General features: G+C 61.3%; 12 protein-coding genes and 1 tRNA gene. 6 read left to right on the top strand and 7 right to left on the bottom strand.

The window, feature by feature from the left end; genetic code table 11:
- Positions 1-152: 152 nt before the first annotated feature.
- From BHS09_RS18130 to BHS09_RS38615, 4 genes are all read left to right on the top strand, one after another.
- Positions 153-1,580: an ISKra4 family transposase gene (locus tag BHS09_RS18130; RefSeq protein WP_140798439.1), complete on the top strand. Its 1,428-nt coding sequence runs from the start codon at positions 153-155 to the stop codon at positions 1,578-1,580.
- Between the two features lie 571 nt (positions 1,581-2,151).
- The gene (locus BHS09_RS18125) at positions 2,152-4,242 is read left to right on the top strand and encodes a sensor histidine kinase (protein ID WP_161605161.1); all 2,091 of its coding nucleotides are present in this window, start codon (positions 2,152-2,154) and stop codon (positions 4,240-4,242) included.
- Positions 4,239-4,820, top strand: coding sequence for a response regulator transcription factor (locus tag BHS09_RS18120; RefSeq protein WP_140798437.1), 582 nt, complete (start codon positions 4,239-4,241; stop codon positions 4,818-4,820). Before BHS09_RS18125 ends, BHS09_RS18120 begins: the two co-directional genes overlap by 4 nt.
- Entirely contained in the window at positions 4,817-5,428 is a 612-nt protein-coding gene (locus BHS09_RS38615; protein WP_161605160.1) for a hypothetical protein, read from the top strand. The genes BHS09_RS18120 and BHS09_RS38615 overlap by 4 nt, the downstream gene beginning before the upstream one ends.
- 188 nt (positions 5,429-5,616) lie before the next feature.
- On the opposite strand, the gene BHS09_RS18105 is transcribed toward BHS09_RS38615, so the two are convergent.
- From BHS09_RS18105 to BHS09_RS18090, 4 genes are read right to left on the bottom strand one after another with little or no spacing between them, the layout of a single operon-like run.
- Positions 5,617-7,764, bottom strand: a complete 2,148-nt coding sequence (locus BHS09_RS18105) for an AIPR family protein (RefSeq protein ID WP_140798435.1) — start codon at positions 7,762-7,764, stop codon at positions 5,617-5,619.
- Positions 7,765-7,766: 2 nt separating this feature from the next.
- Complete coding sequence (locus BHS09_RS18100; RefSeq protein WP_140798434.1) at positions 7,767-8,771, bottom strand: PD-(D/E)XK motif protein; 1,005 nt, start codon at positions 8,769-8,771, stop codon at positions 7,767-7,769.
- Positions 8,768-11,623, bottom strand: a complete 2,856-nt coding sequence (locus tag BHS09_RS18095; protein WP_140798433.1) for a Z1 domain-containing protein — start codon at positions 11,621-11,623, stop codon at positions 8,768-8,770. Before BHS09_RS18095 ends, BHS09_RS18100 begins: the two co-directional genes overlap by 4 nt.
- 37 nt (positions 11,624-11,660) lie before the next feature.
- Positions 11,661-13,193 (bottom strand): ATP-binding protein, encoded by a 1,533-nt coding sequence (locus BHS09_RS18090; RefSeq protein ID WP_140798432.1) that lies wholly within the window; start codon positions 13,191-13,193, stop codon positions 11,661-11,663.
- A 409-nt stretch (positions 13,194-13,602) separates the two neighbouring features.
- Between BHS09_RS18090 and BHS09_RS18085 the strand changes: the two genes are divergently transcribed.
- Together BHS09_RS18085 and BHS09_RS18080 are read left to right on the top strand one after the other, a co-directional pair.
- Positions 13,603-14,151 (top strand): very short patch repair endonuclease, encoded by a 549-nt coding sequence (locus BHS09_RS18085; RefSeq protein ID WP_140798431.1) that lies wholly within the window; start codon positions 13,603-13,605, stop codon positions 14,149-14,151.
- Entirely contained in the window at positions 14,148-15,737 is a 1,590-nt protein-coding gene (locus BHS09_RS18080) for a DNA cytosine methyltransferase (RefSeq protein ID WP_140798430.1), read from the top strand. Before BHS09_RS18085 ends, BHS09_RS18080 begins: the two co-directional genes overlap by 4 nt.
- A 410-nt stretch (positions 15,738-16,147) precedes the next feature.
- On the opposite strand, the gene BHS09_RS18075 is transcribed toward BHS09_RS18080, so the two are convergent.
- The 3 genes from BHS09_RS18075 to pheT form a co-directional block, all read right to left on the bottom strand.
- Positions 16,148-16,224, bottom strand: a tRNA-Pro gene (locus BHS09_RS18075).
- Positions 16,225-16,312: 88 nt separating this feature from the next.
- Complete coding sequence (locus BHS09_RS18070; protein WP_002639669.1) at positions 16,313-16,702, bottom strand: integration host factor subunit alpha; 390 nt, start codon at positions 16,700-16,702, stop codon at positions 16,313-16,315.
- Positions 16,703-16,792: 90 nt separating this feature from the next.
- The gene (pheT, locus tag BHS09_RS18065; protein WP_174258818.1) at positions 16,793-19,207 is read right to left on the bottom strand and encodes a phenylalanine--tRNA ligase subunit beta; all 2,415 of its coding nucleotides are present in this window, start codon (positions 19,205-19,207) and stop codon (positions 16,793-16,795) included.
- Position 19,208: the final 1 nt, after the last annotated feature.

Genomic DNA, 19,208 nt, shown 5'->3' with positions numbered 1-19,208 from the left:
AGGCCCTCGCTTCCGCGGCGCCGACCCGAGGCCCGGGTGTGGATCTGGCACTGAGCAGCGAGCGAGCTGACAGGCAAGGGGACCACCGGAGGCCTGATGGTCGGCAGCATGCGAGGCCACTGGTGGGTTGTGCCACTGGAGGACATCCAACGATGCCAAAGGTGACCATCGAAGTGCCGGAAGGATTCGAGGACAGCGTCAAGGCGCTGGAGGAGACGCTGAAGCGCGCCCACCGAGGGGTGGAGGGAGCGAGCAGAGGGGACCTGGCCGCGTTCGACGCCGCATGGCAGGAGGTGAATGCCGGAGCGGAACAAACGGAGCGGTTGATGAAGCGGAGGTTGCTTCGAGGGCTCGACCTCGACGCGGCGCGAGTCCTCATCGAAGGCCAGTCCTACGTGCGAGTCGGACGGGACCCGGCAACGTACAAGACGCGGCAAGGGCCCGTCGAAATAGAGAGAAGCCTCTACCGGCGGGTGGGCGAGCGCAATGGCCCCACGGTGGACACCGTCAGCGTCCAAGCCGGGTGCGTGGCTGACGGCTGGTTACCGGAGGCGGCGGTGCCCATGGCGTACCTGCTGGCGCGAGGCACTTCGCGGGAGGCAGAAGCGACGGCGCGTCAGGTGGGTGTGCTGCCGTATTGCCGAGCCTCCTTCGAGCGGGTGGGGCATGCGGTGGGAGCGCTGTATGGCGGCCAGCGGCCTCGGGTGGAGGCTGCGCTGGCCCGGGAGCTGAGAGTGCCCCGAGGCACTCGCGGCGTGAGCGTCAGCATGGACAGGGTGGCCGTGCCGATGGAGGAGCCGAAGCGGCGGCCAGTGGGCCACCCTCGCAAGGGCGCCCCCACGCGCCCGGTGGACGTCGTCTGGCGCATGGCCTACGCGGCCTGCCTCACCTTCCACGACGCCCACGGCGAAGCGCTGGGCACCCTGCGCTACGGGCGGATGCCGCGGGGCGAGGCCCGCGAGGTGGCCGAGCGCCTGGCCCGCGACGTCCAGGCCCTGGTTTCCAGACGGCGCGGCCTGTCCGTCGTCGTCCTCACCGATGGCGCTCCTGAGTTGCACGCCCTGCTGGACGAGGCGCTGGCCACCCACGCCCCCGCGGCCAAGAAGCCGGCGCGCTTGGTGGACTTCTGGCACCTGATGGAGAAGCTTGGGAGTGCGGCGCGCGTGGTGGCTGGGGAGGAGAAGGCCTCCGCGCTGCGTGAGAAGTGGAAGCTGTCCCTGCTCAACACGCCCGGAGCGTCGTGGACCATTGCCATGACGTTGCACGCCAGCGGCAAGCGGCATGTCGTCCTCGGTGACTGCCAGCCGGTGCACGAGGCCCTCACCTACCTGGAGAACCACGGCGAGCGAATGCACTATGCCGAGGCACGCGCACGGGGACTTCCCATTGGCAGCGGCAACGTGGAGGCCACCTGCAAGTCTCTCGTCTCCCTGCGCATGAAGCGCCCCGGCGCCCGCTGGAAGGAGGCGTCCGGCCAGCACATCCTGGACTTGCGCGCCCTGGTGCTCTCCGAACGGTGGGACGCAGCCATGCACCTCACGCTTGCACCGCAGAGGGCCGAGGTGCGGCGCGCAGCTTGATCAGGATGGGAGCCACACCCCCATTTTGCCCGGCTTACAGGCCACGCACGTCATCAAGCTTCGTGAGCTCTCGCCGTTCCCTCTCGTGACGATCCCAGCCGAGACGTGAGACGTCCTACCGCCCCACACGAGGAGGTGGACCTGGACGCGGAATTGGGTATCCGCTGAACGAATCCCGTCTTCGGTGAAACGAGCAGACGCCTCATCTTGAGGCCGTGAGCGGGAAGCTCTCAGCGCGGCGACGACTGCTCTTCGGACGAGTCCGCAACCGGCTCGGGGACGGTGAGTGCGCCCACCTCGGCTGGGAGACTCCCACTTGGCGGGCCAACGCCGCGGCACTCACCGCGCCTGGGCCCACCATTTGCTTCACCATCTGCGCATTGAATGCATCCGTGTACAACACTGCGTCCTGCCTGCTCTCGCCCCCAAGGCGTCGTCAGCTCGGCACGTCAGTCGAGGCGACTTCTTCCCTGACCCAGGGGGGGTACATTCCGACAGCGAGCCAAGTTAGATGCTGACTGGCCCACTTTCTGGAAACGGCCTGCCTCAATCCTGCGCTAGTGTCACTCTCATGGCAACCCCGGAAGGGCAGCACGTCTTTCGTCCTAGAGCTCGTGTCCTACGACTCCTTGGTGAAGAACTAATCAGCGACGAAACCATTGCCGTCGTCGAGCTAGTCAGGAATGCATGGGACGCAGATGCGCTAAGCGTCAAGGTCGCATTTCACAATGCCCAAAATGCACTTGGCGGAAGTCTTGACATCATTGATGACGGACACGGCATGTCGAAGGAGACCGTCCTTGGGTCATGGCTCCAACCTGCTACCCCGGACAAGAAACTTCGGCAGGCATCTCCATCGGGACGGCCGCTTCTTGGCAAGAAGGGCGTTGGTCGCTTTGCCGCTGATAAACTCGCTAGAAAGCTAGTACTCATCACAAAGAAAGAGGGAGAGACGACAGCAACAAGAGCGGTCGTCGACTGGAATCAGTTCGACGATCCTATGAAGTTTCTCGACGAAATCCATCCACAGATTGACTCCCATCCGACCCCTGCCATTGGCCATGGCACCAGTCTATTCCTCCAAGACCTCCGCAGCTCTTGGTCCGAAGACAGAATCGCCCATCTTAAATTAGAACTACTAAAGCTTTTTCCTCCATTCAGATCCACAGAAGTTCTGGGCAGACCTGTGATACCTCCAGCACTTGCCACGTTCCAGGTAAAGCTGGAGGTTGATGGGATTTCCGAGGACATAGGCCAGTTTCCGCAGTCACTCAGGACACTCTGTCCTTGGCGAGTGAGGGCGGCCGTTCGCGCACACAGCCCAACCGAAGACGAAATTGCAATTATAATCAACGATGAGTCTGAGCGCGTGCGACCCCTTGGCGGAGGAGCGAAGGGAAAGAAGAGCGCAGCCGGCCATTTTGCCGTTGAAATCGACGTCTGGGTCAGAAGCGCTGAAGGACTGGCTGGGATTCGCGAGACACTGGATCTCTCGCTTCAAGAGGCTAGAGGACTGCTTGACAAGTGGTCGGGAATTTCAGTCTATAGAGACGGCTTCCGCGTCTTCCCTTATGGTGAATCAGGTAACGATTGGCTCGACCTCGACAAAGAGCGAATCAACACGCCCAAAGAGAGACTCAGCAACAGCCAAATCATTGGATGCATCTACCTAAGCGAGCAAGACAACCCAGAACTTCGCGATCAGACCAATCGCCAAGGCTTGGTAAACAATGACGCCTTCAACGATCTTCGCTCAGCGATCAGACAGGTCATCAGAGAGATCGAAAACCGAATACTCGTCGACAAGCCGACCACCAAGCAACGCCGATCCGGGAGGCGGCTCTTTGAATTGGAAAGCCTCAAGCGACTGCGGGAAATAGCGGAAACATCGAAATCAGTTGCAAGCACGCAAGTCCTCGCAATGATTGGCGCAGCAGAGGCAGAAAAATCGTCCGCAGAAGAAACGATTTCGCAAGAAATTTCAAGATATCGTCGAATCCTAAGCCTATCAGTAGTAGCAACTCGGATGGCTCATGAAATCAGGCAGCAGGTCGACATTATCCGCCGAGCGATAGACAATGGCCTCAAGCGCCTAGCAAAAGCCTCCGTCACTATTGTGGGAGTATCCGAAGCATTGGCACGTGCAGATGAATCGGCGGGCATCGTAGCTCGGGAAGTGCGCAGACTCCTTCCGTTCACGCGCGCACGCAGAAGGATTGAGAAAATCGACCTCAGCAGACTAGCCATCGACATCCAAAGCGATTTCATCGAACCAGCAAGCAAGAGAAACATTGAAATCAAATTTGCGTCGCCGTCGAGTCCGGCGGAGGTCGAGGTAGACTATGGAGAGCTATATCAAGCCGTTAGAAACCTCGTCGACAATGCCTTGTTCTGGAGTCCAGAAGGAGGGCAGGTAACTCTCTCTGTTTTCGCAAAACACGGAAGTGCCTTCATAACCGTCACCGACCAAGGACCCGGTGTGCCTACCGAGGATGAGGGCGTCATCTTCGAGCCGTATTGGACGACCAAGCCCAACGGCTCCGGATTGGGCCTGCCGATCGCGGGCGAAATCGCTGCCGATTATGGAGGGAGTCTGAGTCTGAAGAAAAGTAGCACGATCGCTGGTGCATCATTTGAGATTGCAATTCCGCGTGCAAAATGAAACCTACCGAAAGAATCCTGGTAATCGACGACGATTCAGCATACGGAGCAACGGTCAAGGAATCGCTGGAATTGGATGACTACGAGGTCCAAGTCCGTGACTCTGCTGACAAGCTGAAAGAAGACCTTGAGACATTCCGTCCCCATGCGATCGTTTTGGATTTTGACCTAAAAGACGGTCCAAATGGACTTTCAGTGCTTCACCGCATTCGAGAGAGCGATGCCTATATCCCTGTCGTGCTCATGAGCGGCGCCCTCGGACTAGAGGCCGGAGACGCCCGAACTGACCTGGCAATCAATGGCATTGACTTCATTCTACAGAAGGGCGATAATCCGAAGGCGCTCCCGGCTGTCCTTGAGCGCGAGATTGCGAAGCAGCGTCAAGTAATTGCCGCCCTAGACGAATGGGTTCAATACAGTCCGGATGCTGACGCGCCACTTTTAGTTACGGAAGATGGGTCTGAGTACTCGCTTCGACAAGCGCTGGAGGAGATGAAGAAGGCGACCTCAAAAGGCCGAGCTTTACTCAACCATTATCGCCAAGGGCTCACTCAGATACTCGCCAGTCAGAAACCGTGAAAACCGTAATCATCCGCCCAGGAGCGGCCGGCCAACTTGACGCATGGGAAGCTGTGGCGCGGCGAATTGTTGATGTTTTTCTACAACACATTGTTCCACGCTCGTATATCGATTATGGCGCATTTTCCCCACAGGCCGCTGCGCGCCTACATGATGTATTGGAACGGGACGTCGCAAACGTCGTAGTCGCCTTTACGCACGGGCATGATGACCGCCTGCTTTGCCCAAGTAGTCAGACCGCCATTGGGACTGATGATGCGCATCTAGTCAAAGGCAAGTTTTGTTATTTCATAGCCTGTTGCACTGCCGTCGCGCTTGGTCCTACTCTCATTGACGCAGGCGCATCTGGCTTTGTTGGCTTTAAGATCAAGTACAAGTTTGCGACCCATCCCTCAATGTTCGAGCGACAAACGAACGCATTGCTTGAGGGGATACTTGCACATTTGAACGTTGGCGCAGATGCAGCAACCTGCGCCAAGCTTCTTTCCAAAAGTCTTCTTGCGGCGTCACAAGCGCTCGCACGCGACCCGAAGACTCCTCTTCCCGAAAAGGCCTTTGCAGTATGGGAAATGGTTAAAATGGCCAAGGGCGTTGTGCATTATCCTTGAGTGCGTCGGACGCACTGCGCTTGATCCGAGTAGTTGCTCGTGTCGCTGGCCAGTCGATGAGCAGATCGCCGGCAACTGACCGTCGGTCGGTTACGAAAGAACTACCTCTTCGTCGGCAGTGACGAGGCAGGTTGGAACCTAGCGGGACTGAGCTCCCTGCTCGCCACGTGCGAGGCCGACAGCCGCTCTCAGCAGGTGATGTACCACGCAGGGCGGTGCTCGGTTGCCCTGCCGCCACCTTCGCGAAACTCGGCGCGAAGCCCATGCTCACGCACACCCCTCATGATCGATGAAAGTTCCATACCGCCAACAACCCAGAGAACTCCTCCGGACGGGACGTTGTTGATAATCTCGAGCCCCCCTGGTGCAAGTGTCTTCGTTATTGCGTCCGCAATCGAAGCCGCATCTCCCTTCTGTCCCGCTCGGGCAAAGCTGATCAGAGCGATATTCACGGCTTCCGCAAGCTTGGGTAACGCTGCCTTCCGGAGGTTCTCCTGCACCTCCTTCATGGCCCCCTTCCGGGCGACACGCGAAGCGGACAACGCGCCCACCGCATTGGCCGGGACGGGAAAATTCATGGCCTTGATAGCGTCCCAGCACTCCTCCTTCTTGCACCACTCCGTAACGTTCCGCCCCTCAGCTGTTCGCTTGATGGCTTCTTCAATGGGCATCAGCAGCCCATGAAGCGCAGCCTCCAGCTGAGGCGCCAGCTTCTGCGCTCGCCAGATTTCGGCAAGATCCAAGCGCGCACCGACTCGGGATGCAAGATACGCCACCGAGTAAGTAACGATGTTCGCTCTATACGCTCCAATCCTGGCTTCACGTGCAAGCGCCTGGACCTTACGGAAGATGATTGCCTTAGCTACGAGCTGGGTGAAGTACTGCTCGTCCGGGATGAAATCGGGCTGCTGCGCTTTGAACAAGAGCATGAACTCCACGAAGTTTTTCTGGGATCCCTTGCTGACCAAGTCGGGCCGTTGACCCCAACTGTGCTCAAAGACCGCAAGATCCGTCTTCGTGAACATCTGTGATGCCGGATGGATGCTGTCGAATTGTCGCTGCTTGGCGGGTGTAGAGGCCTTCCCACGGGCTACCTGGTATTGACCGCGCGCGCGCTCGTAGAACCAGCGGCTCTGCTCGCCTGGTGCCCAAATCGTACGCGAGAGGCTCTCCAACTTCTGATGGAACAAATCATTCGCGGAGAAATCGGCCTCGTTTACCTTGTTCTGGCTGTTCGCATACAGGGAGATGCGCGGAACGAGTGTCTCAAGATGCACTGAGCGCACCTGTGAGAGCTTCATCTGCACGAAGACCCGAGAGAGTTCCGCCTGGTCCTTCTTTCCAGCACGGTGGATGGAGGCCGTCGTCTGGCCACCGTTGACGATCTGCAACCCCCTGATCCAGACAAGAGCCGTCGTCCCGTCCGGGAGCAACTTCGTCTTCACGTCCTCCGCCACCGCTGTGATACCGTTGTTGTAGGCGAAGAAGAGCTGAGGCTCCTTGAGCAGCGTGTCACGAATGCCGCGGTTGATCTTGCCACGAGCCTGAAGGAAGGAACGAACGTTGAGTTCGAGGAGCCGCTCACCGTATTCGTCGTACAGCTTGTAGAGAACCTCCCCCGGAACCACGGCGAGGTAGGCTCCGTATTCGCCTTCGGAGATTGGAACCGGCAGACAGGGGATGGTGCGCTCGAATTCGCCAAAGTCGATATCGATCGTCTCGCGGACGCGCCCCGAACTCATGCTCCGATACAGACGCTCGATGTCCCAGATATCCGCACGAACATCGATCCGGGATTGCTTGCTAATCTTCAGCGGCCTCTGCAGTTGGTGCTCACGCACCACACAATCCGTGAGCACGATCACGTTCACACGCTGCACACTGCCTTTAGAGAAGACCTCCCTGACCCGCTCCGCCATGTCGTAGGCAGGGTGGGCCTGTTCCATCTTACTCGAGAGGTCAGCCGCAGCCGCACTGACGAAGTTCAAGGCACGCTGGATAGCCTGATAAACCTCTGTCATGCGCAGAGTCGGCGGAACGGGAGTATCTCTGTAGATACTGATGATGATGTCGAGATGCTCCTCGTCGTCCCCCACGTTGTAACCGTTCGCCTTGAGCTGACGGTTCCCGAGTTCCTTGCGGAAGTAGCAGGTATGCCCACCAGTAATGGCACCGGCTTCCGCGATGATGTCCACCACCCGCTCGGTGAAGGCGTTCTCCTTGAACTCCGCCGCCTGCGATTCACTCGCGTGACCCGACATCTCTCCTCGGGCAAAGGAAACGATTTCAGCGTGGAACTCACTGGCAAACTCAAGAAGCTCCGGGCTCAATGACATTGTCACTTCCCAACGATGAGCGCTGCCGCTGCATCCGGTGACAGCCGGTAGGCAGAGCATGCCGACAGCGCGACGGAGTACCGAACGTCTCCGACTCCGTCGGGTATGTCCGCTTCGGTGAGCCGGGGGAAGCAGCCCATCACGCGATAGAAGCCATGTGACCGCACCACATACGCGGCCTCCCCGTAACGAACTGCGTGAACATCGAGGTAGCCCCAACTTCGGAGCTTCTCCTCGAACAGGGAAAGTGGCTGCCCGGAAGGGCGTAGTAGATCCCGCAGCGACTCCACCATCCCTACGAGCGTCTCGCCGGAATCATGTCGGATTTCGAGCGCCACATGCAGCAAGAGCAGGGCTGGCACATGCACTTCGTCGAGCTGCCGGATGTTGGAGATCGCCACCTGATGGTGCGGGCTGCTCGCGGTCGTCTTCACCTCGACGGCGCAGGACGCGAACTGGAAGTCCTGGTTGCTCCGATCGGGCCCTGTCCATGCAGGGATGGCGCACTCTGCACCCATGAGCCGAATGGCTTGATGACGCAGGCACCAGAGCTCACCATACAGACCGCGCTGGGCATGAGCCCCGAGACCTTCTGGACCATGCCGTTCGAGAAACTCCTGCCACCGACGGAGCCGCTCAACGAAGGTCGAAACAGCGTTACGCTGGTCCACCGCCTTGGCAACGCTGTCGACAATATCCTGGGCAAGGACTCCGAAGACATCACGATATGGTGGGGCCGCGAGCCTGAGACTAAGCCTGACTGAATTCGGGCCGGGGTGCGGGTTAATCTCCCGCAGCAGCACGAAGCCAGCCGAAGAGAGACGCTCGCCAGCCATACGAAGCGCAGCGGGCTTGGCATGGATGCAGACGAGCGGTACGTCAGATGGCCTGTCGAGGCCAGCATAGATTTCGAGACGAGATTCGGGGTAGATGCGTCGCGCGACCAGCCCGGCCTGGAGCTTGGGCTCTTCGGCAATGAGCCTCCATGCCTCCTCGACAGATTTCACATCACACTCCCATATTGTTGTTCCCAATAAACATTATTGACACGATATGGAACCTTCAGGGCGGTGTCAGATGCAGGAAAGCTGACTGCCCAGCCGATTGGAATCGGACTGGTGAGCTGCAGCACCTTGCTGGTGTCTGCCGCCGGATCCAGCGGATAAATAATGAGGAGACCACGGTCCTTGGAACGCACCTGGCGGATGAATGGGCCGCTGGGCGCCTCCGGCATCTTGTCCCGTTTCGTTCGACCAGAGTCAGGATGAAAATTATCCTTGGTCAACTCAAGCGCCCGTGCATACGCAACAGCATCAAGGTCTATAGCCTCATCTCTCGGGCTTACCAAGCGACGGATCTTGTATAAGCCATTCGTAGCGTCTTTGTTTTTGGCCTGTCGCTTCGTGAGCCCGATGGGCAACCCAGCAATATTTTCCTTCACTCCCTCGCCACCGCCGAACAGCACCACAGTCCACTGACTCAACTCACTCTGGGAGAGCTGCTTCTTGATGTACTCGGAAAGCAAGACCCCCACAGCCTTTGTAGAGCTTTGCGGCACATGGAGTGTGGCTAAGAACGCAGCGACTTGTTCAGCCGACACCTCTGGCCATACGTAGGAAGTCTCCCACTCCTCCGACCCACTCGGACGAGACTGAATCCAACCTGGAGCACGCCTGCCAAGCTTCTCAAGAAACCTGACCGTGCTGGCCAAGTTGTGCTCCAGCACCTCCCGCCGGGGGTCGAAGTTGGTCGTTTCGATGATATCTCCATCGAACGAGATCATAAGATCAACCCCGTTCCTCATCTTGACTGGAGAAGTAATCAGCAACGTTGAGTGGGAGCGAACCTTGAGCCCATAGTCGGCCGGAAAGCCACCCACGGCGGACATCCGATCAAACTCCTGACGCAGTTCTTCTCCGGCCATCGTCACGTGCTGGAACCAGTCATCGAGTTCCTCGGTCATGTACAATCGGCAGAGATCCAGATAGCCGGGCCTGTAGCCAAACCAGCGGCCCATCTGCATGAGAGTGTCGTACATTCGCGAGGCGCGGAGGAAATAGCTTACCGAGAGCCCTTCCAGGGTCAGGCCGCGCGCGAGTTTGTCCCCCCCTACCGCAATGACGCTCAACCCCGTTGCGCGGTGCTCTTCGTAATCGAGCACGTCTCCAGCCGTGCCATTGATCTGCTTGACCTTGATGCCAGCGACAGCGGCCTTGAGGTGCAACGAAACCTTTGACCACGAAAGAACTGGCAGCGACAGATCATTGATGGATTGGGTGGTAGGAACGAAGTCCTCATCCCAGAGGCGACGCAGCTCCGAGTGAAGGCCTGTAACTCCCGCTGCCGTCCCCAACTCCAGGTGGTCCTGCACTTCCTTAAGAGCACGCTTCACTTGGCCGAAGATCTCCTTCTGCACATCGGTGAACCGGGTAACGTGCACAAGCATCGAGTTGTGTTCGTTGATCTGTCCACGCGCGCGGCGTGCTGCACACACGAGCACGAAAGAGTGCAGCGCCGTTCGCAGGGACGGTGGGAGCTCACTCTTCCCCTTGAAACGGGGCTTGTGTTCCTTCTTGTGAACAGGAGGTATCCAACCATTTCGCTCTCCAGGGTTGGGCGATTCGGCATGGTCGGAGATGTGTCGTATGAGGCCGAGTGGCTCCCTCTCCTCGGCGTTCAGCATCGGGTCCGGGTCCAACCCGAAGACACGTACTGGGCCGACGTAATCGGACGGTGCGGGGAGATTCGTGATGAAGCTCCTGGGGAACAGATCCGCACCGTGAGCGTCGGTCTGGCCAACATCGTGGATGAAAATGTTTGCGAACGGAGTGGCCGTGTAGCCAACGTAGGCATTCCGCTCGAAGAGGTGGAGCAGCTTCCGGATCTGCTTGTTGATGGCGGTTGGATCGTGGTCAGGGTCCGGCCGCCCCTCTTCATTGAACTCCTGGGCCCGGGTGTCGATGGATGCGTTGTCCGCCTCGTCATCAATGACCAGGAGAGGCACATCGGGCACGACACGCCTCTCAACGTCACGGACTGTGAGCGTCTTCTGCGCGAAGCGCTCGACCCACGAATTCAGGTTCGCCAGCACTCGCGCGTTCTTCTTGACGACGAAGAGAAGCGGGATGCCTCCAGGCCCGATGTGGAAGTTTCGTCGAACACTCATCTTGAAGTCGCCGTCGTCAGATCGAGTCGTGATGGTGTTCGCGCGAATACTGGGATCGATCAACCCGACGCCGATATGCTTTGAGATTGACCCTTCAACGGACTCGTCCTTGCTCTCGTAGCCGAGGAAGCCTTCGTCCAAGCGAATCTGCGTCTGGCTGCGCAGACTCTTGTGAATACCCGCGAGGACGATGATGACCTTGTAGCCAGCGTCCGCCGCTTTACAGATGAGCCCCGTGTAGTTGGCTGTCTTTCCCGACTGAACGTGCCCTACTACCAAGCCCCGGCGGCTCCACATCCCCTTGCGGTTCGGATCTTCGAGCCGGCCGAGCGTTTCATAGGTCAGTTCATCGAGCTTCTCGAGGCTCGCGGCAGCCCATCGTTTCTGCTGGAGGAGGCGCTGGTAGCGCTTCCAGAACTTCCAATCGATGTCCGACTTGCGGCTGTTCAGCCATGCGATGTGGTCCTCGTTGTGCTCGAGGGTCACTGCGTTGCCCATCCACACCGTGAATGAGGACTCCAGGTCCGCGACGAGGCGCTCGCGATCAACTTGGCTCTTGATGTTCAGATCCATCTGCAGCGCAAGATCGACCTTCGCTGCAATCATGTCCCGGGTCAGCACCTGGCCTTGCTGCACTTGGCCCCTGAGTAGAATCTGCGCAATGCTCCAGGCGCTATCGTAGGCATTGTTCATCTGCTCATTCCTTTCATGAGCTGCTGCTTGGCGCGGCTTAGCGCTTCTTCGAGCCCAATTCGTTGATGGCCTTCGCGTACTGAGCGAATGAACGCATGGAGAGGATGCGCTCCCGAGCGGACTCCTCCGTTTCGCCATCTGCGCGCAGAGCCTTAAAGAGTTCCCCAAGCACCTCCGCGACCCTGGCGGGCGGCTCGCTTTCGAAGGCTTCAGCGTGGGCTTCGGGCTTCTCGGACGCATCCAGCCAGATTCGCTGGACGGGAACCGTCTCCTCCAGCAGACGAAGGAGTGCCTTGAGCGGCTTCTGATCGCTGCCCTGGCGCTCGATGACGAACTTCACGAGCGGATGCGCCCTACGGACGCGATAGCCAAACCGACCACGGGTGGTGACCGACTCCCAGGCATCATCGATTTCGTGAACACCAGATGTCCGCCCTCGAGCCCCCCTGTGGACGAACACCTCCCGAGCCAGCTTGCGGACCGCATCCGCAAGCTCCCTCAGGCGCTCTTCCAGTTCCGTTGGAGGCCGGGCTCGGGACTTCTTGACATCGATTTCCCACTCGGCGTCCGTCGAGTTGGAGATGTCCACCTTCAACCTAGCGAGCCTGTAGTGTTCCTCGGTCGCATACCCCAGACTGAGCCACCCTCCAGCGACCAGCAGGCGGCGCTCCCGATAGACATAGAAGCCCTGTTGGGTGTTCCAGCCCCCCGGGCCGGCAGCAGCCTCATACTCGTCCTCTCTCATGCGGTCCTTGTGCGGCAGGACGTAGCCAGTCACCTGGACCTGCTCCTTCCGGAGCTTCAGTGCCTCTTCAGGAAACTGGTACGTGGCCACATGAGAGTAGAGAAAGGGGTCCCATGGGCGAACCAGCGAGTCGGCATCGCTGCCATTGAGATATATGCGCAAGGGCGGCCGACCGTCCTCTACTTCGAGGTACCTGTGAAAGACCATTCCAAGGTGCCGCCCTACAGTGCGCGCCAATGCTAGGAAGCGGCTCTGGGCCTGGGCATCGTCCTTGCGCACCTTCCCAACGATGCGGTCCATCTGCTCCCACAGCACGAGAGTTCCCTGCCGCTGCCCGTCCAGCGTGGAGAGACGAGAAGCAGAACCTGGGGCCTCCGTCTTGAGCAGGCGCCACTCCCTGCTGTCTCTCACGTAATCGAGATCCCAACGCCGGATGGCCCACCTGCCTCCGGCTTTGAGCGAAGCAACCGTGAGACGGCGTGCCTGAGAGAAGGAGGCCGTCTTCAGACCAAGACCGAACCGCCCGAGATCGTTCGGCGCCCGTTCGTCCAGCGGACTGCGATTGCCGGGGCGCATGGCATCCGCCAACTCAGCCTCGGACATCCCGCGGCCGTCATCCCGCAGGGTGATGTGCGAGTCCTCACCACCCCAGTGGAAGGTGAGCCAGACGTTGCGCGCTCCCGCCGTGATGCTGTTGTCGATCAAGTCCGCCAGCGCCGTCTGCACGCTATAGCCCACTGCCCGAAGCGCCTCGAGCATGGACGACGCCCGCGGCTCTGCAATCTCGTAGTCGGCCTCCGACACGACTTCGCCAACCTTGCGCAACGCTCCCTCGTCTTCCCCGGCATGCCCCCCGGAGCGCGTATTAGCCCCGAGCAATAGAAGCCAGCCCCCCGGTGGCAGGTCTGTTCCACATTATCCTAGTTTCCGAACTCCCAAGAAGCGGCTCCGGGAATGCAGACCGAGCAGATAACCGAGCGCCGTCACCAGTACGGCACCAGGGTTGCCTAAGACCCATTGGCGACAAGAAGTCGACTGTGGCAGGCGCGGCCAAGGTGCAGTCCGGGCAGACAGACTGAGTGTGGCGTCATCCGCCCACGCGTGGCACGGCAGCTGAACAGTCAGCCCGACATGCTTGGTCTGGTACAGGCTCCTGCGCTGGTTGACCGCCCATGAACACCGGGCCACCCTTCAGTAGGAATGATACACAGAACCTGTTAGGTAGGACCTACCAATGGGCCTCTCCCGTTCCGAACAGATGTCGCGGATCCGCGGCCGAGACACCTCTCCCGAGCGTCTGCTCCGGTCGGCGCTCTGGCGGGCCGGACTGCGCTTCCGCCTGCACACGCGAACTACTCATGGAAGGCCCGATGTGGTCTTCCCCAGGCACAAGGTTGCTGTCTTCATCGATGGCTGCTTCTGGCATGGGTGCCCCGAGCACTATGTGCGCCCGCGAACGCGTGACGAGTTCTGGTCCTCCAAGCTGCGAGAAAACGTCGAGCGGGACCGCCGACAAACGCTCCTCCTCGAAGAAGGTGGCTGGCGCGTCTGCCGCTTCTGGGAGCACCAGATCTTCGAGTCCCTCGCGGAGGTAGTCGAGTGGGTCCGCCAAGCACTCCAGGACAGAGAATGGACTCCATCCGCATCGTGGAGGGTCGTCCAGGTCATCCCACAGGTCGGCGAGGGCGACATGGAGCAGCGCTGGATGGAGGAACTTCGAGACGCCACCGAGACTCGAACCGTGGTCGGACGACGGAGCACGAAGAAGTGGAAGAGGCCATGAACTCCGGACCGAAGCAGCAGATCAAGAAGTGGGATGGCCGGAGACCCTACGGTATAAGTCCGGACGGCATGGCTCCAGGCATCAGGGCGAAGCTGGATAGGATCGGGAGAGGAGAGCCGCTGCGGCTGCTGGACCTCTTTTCCGGGTGTGGGGGCCTCACGCTCGGCTTCGTCAGCGCGGGCTGCGTCAGCGTTGGAGGAGTCGAGATCGACGCGCATGCCGCCAAGTCACACGCGTTGAACTTCCACCCGCTGAAAGATCGCTCAGCGGCTCCCTGGCACGCGATGTCCAAGGACATCCTGCAGCTCAAGCCCAGCTCGCTGAACCATCTGCTGAAGCGTCCCCCAAATGAGGGGGTCGACGTGATCGTCGGCGGTCCGCCCTGCCCCGCATTCACACGCGTCGGCCGGGCGAAGCTCCGGGAAGTGTTCCAGCATCCCGAGGCCTTCAAGCAGGACCCCCGGGCAACGCTCTATGTGCAGTACCTGCAGTATGTCCAGGCGCTCAAGCCCCTGGCACTCGTCATGGAAAATGTCCCCGACATCCTCAACTGGGGTGGGCACAACCTCGGGGATGAAATCTGCGAGTCGCTCAAGACCATGGGCTACCGCTGCGCATATACACTCATGAATGCGGCGAGCTACGACGTTCCGCAAATGCGCGAACGGTTCTTTCTCGTCGCAGTCCACAAGGAGACCAGGAGCGACCCCAGCTTTCCCGTGCCGACGCGGAAGGTGGATTTTCCACGGGGATATTCCAGCAGCCGCAATGTGGCCCTCAAGAACGTCCTGGCGAAGTCCTCGGACAAAGGGTCCTGGTATGTCGCGCCGCCTGCCGCCCCAGCGAACGCACCTCCCGCGGTGACAGTCGCCGAGGCCCTCGCGGACTTGCCCGAATTGACGGATCATCTCCACAACAGGGATCGTCGTGGCGCGCGTCACCTCAACGGTCATGTGCCCCATACCACGGCCCCGCACAGCGCCTTCGCACGACTGATGCGGGAGTGGCCAGGATTCGAGTCCGACGGTTTTCTCAGGGATCACGTCACCCGCTGCCTGACCAAGCGCGACTACCGGCTCTTCGAAGCCATGAAGTCCGGGGAGGACTATCCGAAGGCACATGTGCGAGCCACGCAGTTCTTCGCACAGGAATTGGAGAAGCGACGGAGATCGGGTGCTCGCCTCACAGAGGGCTCACTTGAGTACGAGGAGCTCAAAGCCGCATTCGTTCCGCCATACAACCCCGGAAAGTTCCCCAACAAGTGGCGCAAGATGGCCGCCGATGAGCCCGCCAGAACGCTGATGGCTCACCTGGGCAAGGATACCTACAGCCACATCCACTACGATTCAGATCAGCAGCGAGTGATTTCGGTGCGTGAGGCTGCGCGCCTTCAGTCCTTTCCCGATGGCTTCCGCTTCGCCGGAACCATGAACCCCGCTTTCCGACAGATCGGCAACAGCGTCCCACCACTCCTGGCCTGGCACATCGCGGACGAACTACTCCGTAGCCTGGGCATCACCCCGAAAGTGCGGCCGAATCTCTCGGAGGACCCCCGAAAGACACAGGCCAAAATCCGCGTGGCATAATGACGCCGTAAAGAACTGCAAGAGCGGCTCCAGCGCGCCCCCTATGGACTGGCATCGACGGGAACGCGACCGTGGCTAGCGTGCGCGGCGCTACTGGGCCCCTAGAAGGATGGACGCCGAGCACCGCAGACGTCCCCTGGCGTATCAACCAGCCAGTGGTCCTGGTGGCCTCGATGTTGCACATCCGGATCGAGGTATCATCCGTGGCTCTATGAGCGACTCGACGCAGAGAAACTGCGCGAGGGCTGTAACCTGCCTGCGCTCGGGGCCGCGGGCCTGGGCACCGCTGAACTCCTGCTTGATACCAACACTGGGCCAGCCACGCGGACGGCAGTTCGCCATCCTCCCGAAAGCACAAAAACAAAGGCCCTGGAATCCTCAGCTTTCGCCAAGAACTCCAGGGCCTTCGATGGTCGGGGCGACAGGATTTGAACCTGCGACCACTTGCACCCCAAGCAAGTGCGCTACCAGGCTGCGCTACGCCCCGGCACTGCTGCTGCCGTGAAAGGGTGCGCCCTTATGCCCCCACATGACGTTCAGGTCAAGCAAGAGCAGCAGGGCACCGTCCAAAAAACTCACCCTTCCATGTCCTCCATTCCCTCTTCGTCGAAGTCCTCGCCACGGGCCTCGGCCGCGTCAGCGGCGGCCTCCTCCCGGGCGTCGATCTCCGCATGATCCTCAGGCGGCGCCTCGCCGTTCAGGGCGCTCTTCAGCACCTGGCTCGGCCGGAAGGTCAGCACCCGGCGCGCCGAGATCTCGATCTCCTTGCCCGTCTGCGGGTTGCGGCCCACGCGCGCCTTCTTCTGGCGCACCTGGAAGTTGCCGAACCCGGAGATCTTGATCTTGTCCCCGCGCTCCAAGGTTTCCTTGAGCGTGTCGAACACGAGCTCCACGATCTCGGCTGACTCCTTCTTCGAGAAGCCGACCTTCTCGTAGACACCCTCGATGATGTCCGCCTTCGTCATGCGAATCCTCGGGAAGCCCTCGGGGCTGAACGCCGGGCACTGTTGCAGCCTTCCCGAAGACGTGTCAACCCTCTGACTTCATTCAGGAATTCAGGCGCGCAAGGCAGCTCCCAGTCGCTGCTTCACCTCGTCCACGATGCGCTGGTGCGCCTCGTTGACCTCCACGTCGGTCAGCGTCCGCTCGGACGAGCGATAGCGCAGCGCGTACGCCAGGTTCTTCCGCCCCTGGGGGATCTGCTCACCGGTGTACACGTCGAACACCTGAGCGTCCTCCACCAGCGGCTTGCCCACCTCCAGGATCACCCGACGCACCTCGTCGTTGGGCAACTCCAGCGGCACCACCACCGCCAGGTCCCGAAGCACCGCCGGGAAACGCGGCAGCGACCGGTACGCCGGCACCAGCTTCGAGGCTGCGTACAGCGGCTCCGTATCCAACTCGAAGACGAACACCCCGTCCGGCAGTCCCAGCGCCTTCACCACCCGTGGGTGCACCTCGCCCACGTGGCCCAGCACCGTGCCGTCCGCAGTCTTCACCTGCGCCACGGCCTTCGGGTGGTACGCCGCCGACCCCGTAGGCACGTACGTCACGCCCTCCACGCGGAGTGCACCCAGCAGTCCTTCCACGGCCGCCTTCGCGTCGTAGAAGTCCGCGCGGGCATCCTTGTGCGTCCAGTTCCGGCCGCCCCCGCGCAGGCCCCACACCAGGCCCGCCACGCGAGGCACCTCGCGGGCCGCCGGACGCTGCCCCTGCCCGCCTTCCGCCTCCTGGAAGTAGGCCCGGCCCGTCTCGTAGATGGCCACCGCCTCCACCTGGTGCCGCACGCTGCGGGACAGGTTCTCCAGCAGACCCGGCAGCAGGCTGGTGCGCATCACCGACTGCTCCGTGCTCAGCGGGTTGAGCAGCGCCACCGGCTTCTCCGCCCCCCCCAGCACCTCCAGGCTTCGCGGCGCGACGAACGAGTAGTTCACCACCTCGTCGAAGCCCGCCCCGGCCAGCGCCTGACGCATGCGGCGCTCGGCCTCGGCATGCGCGGGCTCTGGGGCCAGCGTGGCGAGTCCCCGCGGCAGCGTCGCAGGGATGTTGTCGTAGCCATAGATGCGCGCGACCTCCTCCAGCAGGTCCTCCTCGCGCTCCACGTCCACGCGGGCCCGGGGCACCTCGTACGTCGCCTGCCCCGTCCCCTCCTCCACCGCCTTGAAGCCCAGAGCCTCCAGGATGCGACGGACCTCCTGCTCCGCCACGGACACGCCCAGCACCTGCCCCACCCGAGCGAAGCGCAGCGTCACCTTTCGAGGCGGCTTCGGCGCCGGGTACACGTCCACGCGGCCAGGAGCCACAGTGCCCCCCGCCAGCTCCGCGATCAGCTGCGCCGCCCGGTCAATCGCAGGCACCACCGCGTCCATGTCCGCGCCGCGCTCGAAGCGATGCGACGCCTCCGTGTGCAGCCCGTGCCGCTTCGACGAGCGCCGCACCGTGGAGCCCTGGAAGTTCGCCGACTCCAGCACCAGCCGCTTGGTGCTCTCGGTCACCTCGCTGTCGCCGCCGCCCATGACACCGGCGATGGCCTGCGCCCGGTCCTTGTCCGCGATGACCAGGTCATCCACGTCCAGGACGCGGTCCTTGCCGTCCAGCGTCTTGAGCTTTTCGCCGCGCGTCGCCGTGCGGACGACAATCTCCTGCCCGGCCAGCTTCTCCAGGTCGAAGGCGTGCAGCGGCTGCCCGTACTCCAGGTTCACATAGTTGGTGACGTCCACCACGTTGTTGATGGCGCGCACCCCGGCCGCCTTCAGCCGGTCCTGCATCCACTGCGGAGACGGGCCAATCCTCACGTTCTCCACCACGCGCGCCACGTAGCGCGGGCAGCGGTCCGGGGCCTCCACGCGCACCTTCACCTGCTCGGCGGCGGGAGTGCCCGACTCCGCAGGCTTCGGCTGGGGCACCTTCAGCGCGGAGCCCGTCACCACGCTCACCTCACGCGCCACGCCCAGGTGGCTGAGCGCGTCCGGACGGTTCGGCGTGACGTTCACCTCCAGCACCACGTCATCCAGCCCCACGGCCTCCGCGATGGGCGTGCCCACGCGCGTATCGACCGGGAGGATGAGCAGGCCGCTGGACTCCTCGCTCAGGCCCAGCTCCTTGGACGAACAGAGCATGCCGAAGCTGTCCACGCCGCGCAGGGCCGCCTGCTTGATGTCCATGCCGTTGGGCAGCTTCGCGCCCACGGTGGCCAGCGGCACCTTGTCGCCCACCTTGAAGTTCTTCGCGCCGCACACCACCTGGAGCAGCGCCGTCCCGCCGATGTCCACCTGCGTGACGGACAGCTTGTCCGCGTTGGGGTGCTGCACGGACTCCTTGATTTGCGCCACCACCACGCCGCGAAGGGCTTCCGCGGGGCGCTCCATTCCCTCAATCTCCAGGCCCGCGGCGGTCAGCTTGCGCGCCAGCTCGTCCACGGACGGAGGCAGCGCCACGTAATCGCCCAGCCACTTCACCGAAATCTTCACA

The organism is Myxococcus xanthus, assembly GCF_006402735.1.
GTDB classification, from domain to species: Bacteria; Myxococcota; Myxococcia; order Myxococcales; family Myxococcaceae; genus Myxococcus; species Myxococcus xanthus_A.
This window is presented reverse-complemented; position numbering and strand designations above follow the sequence as displayed.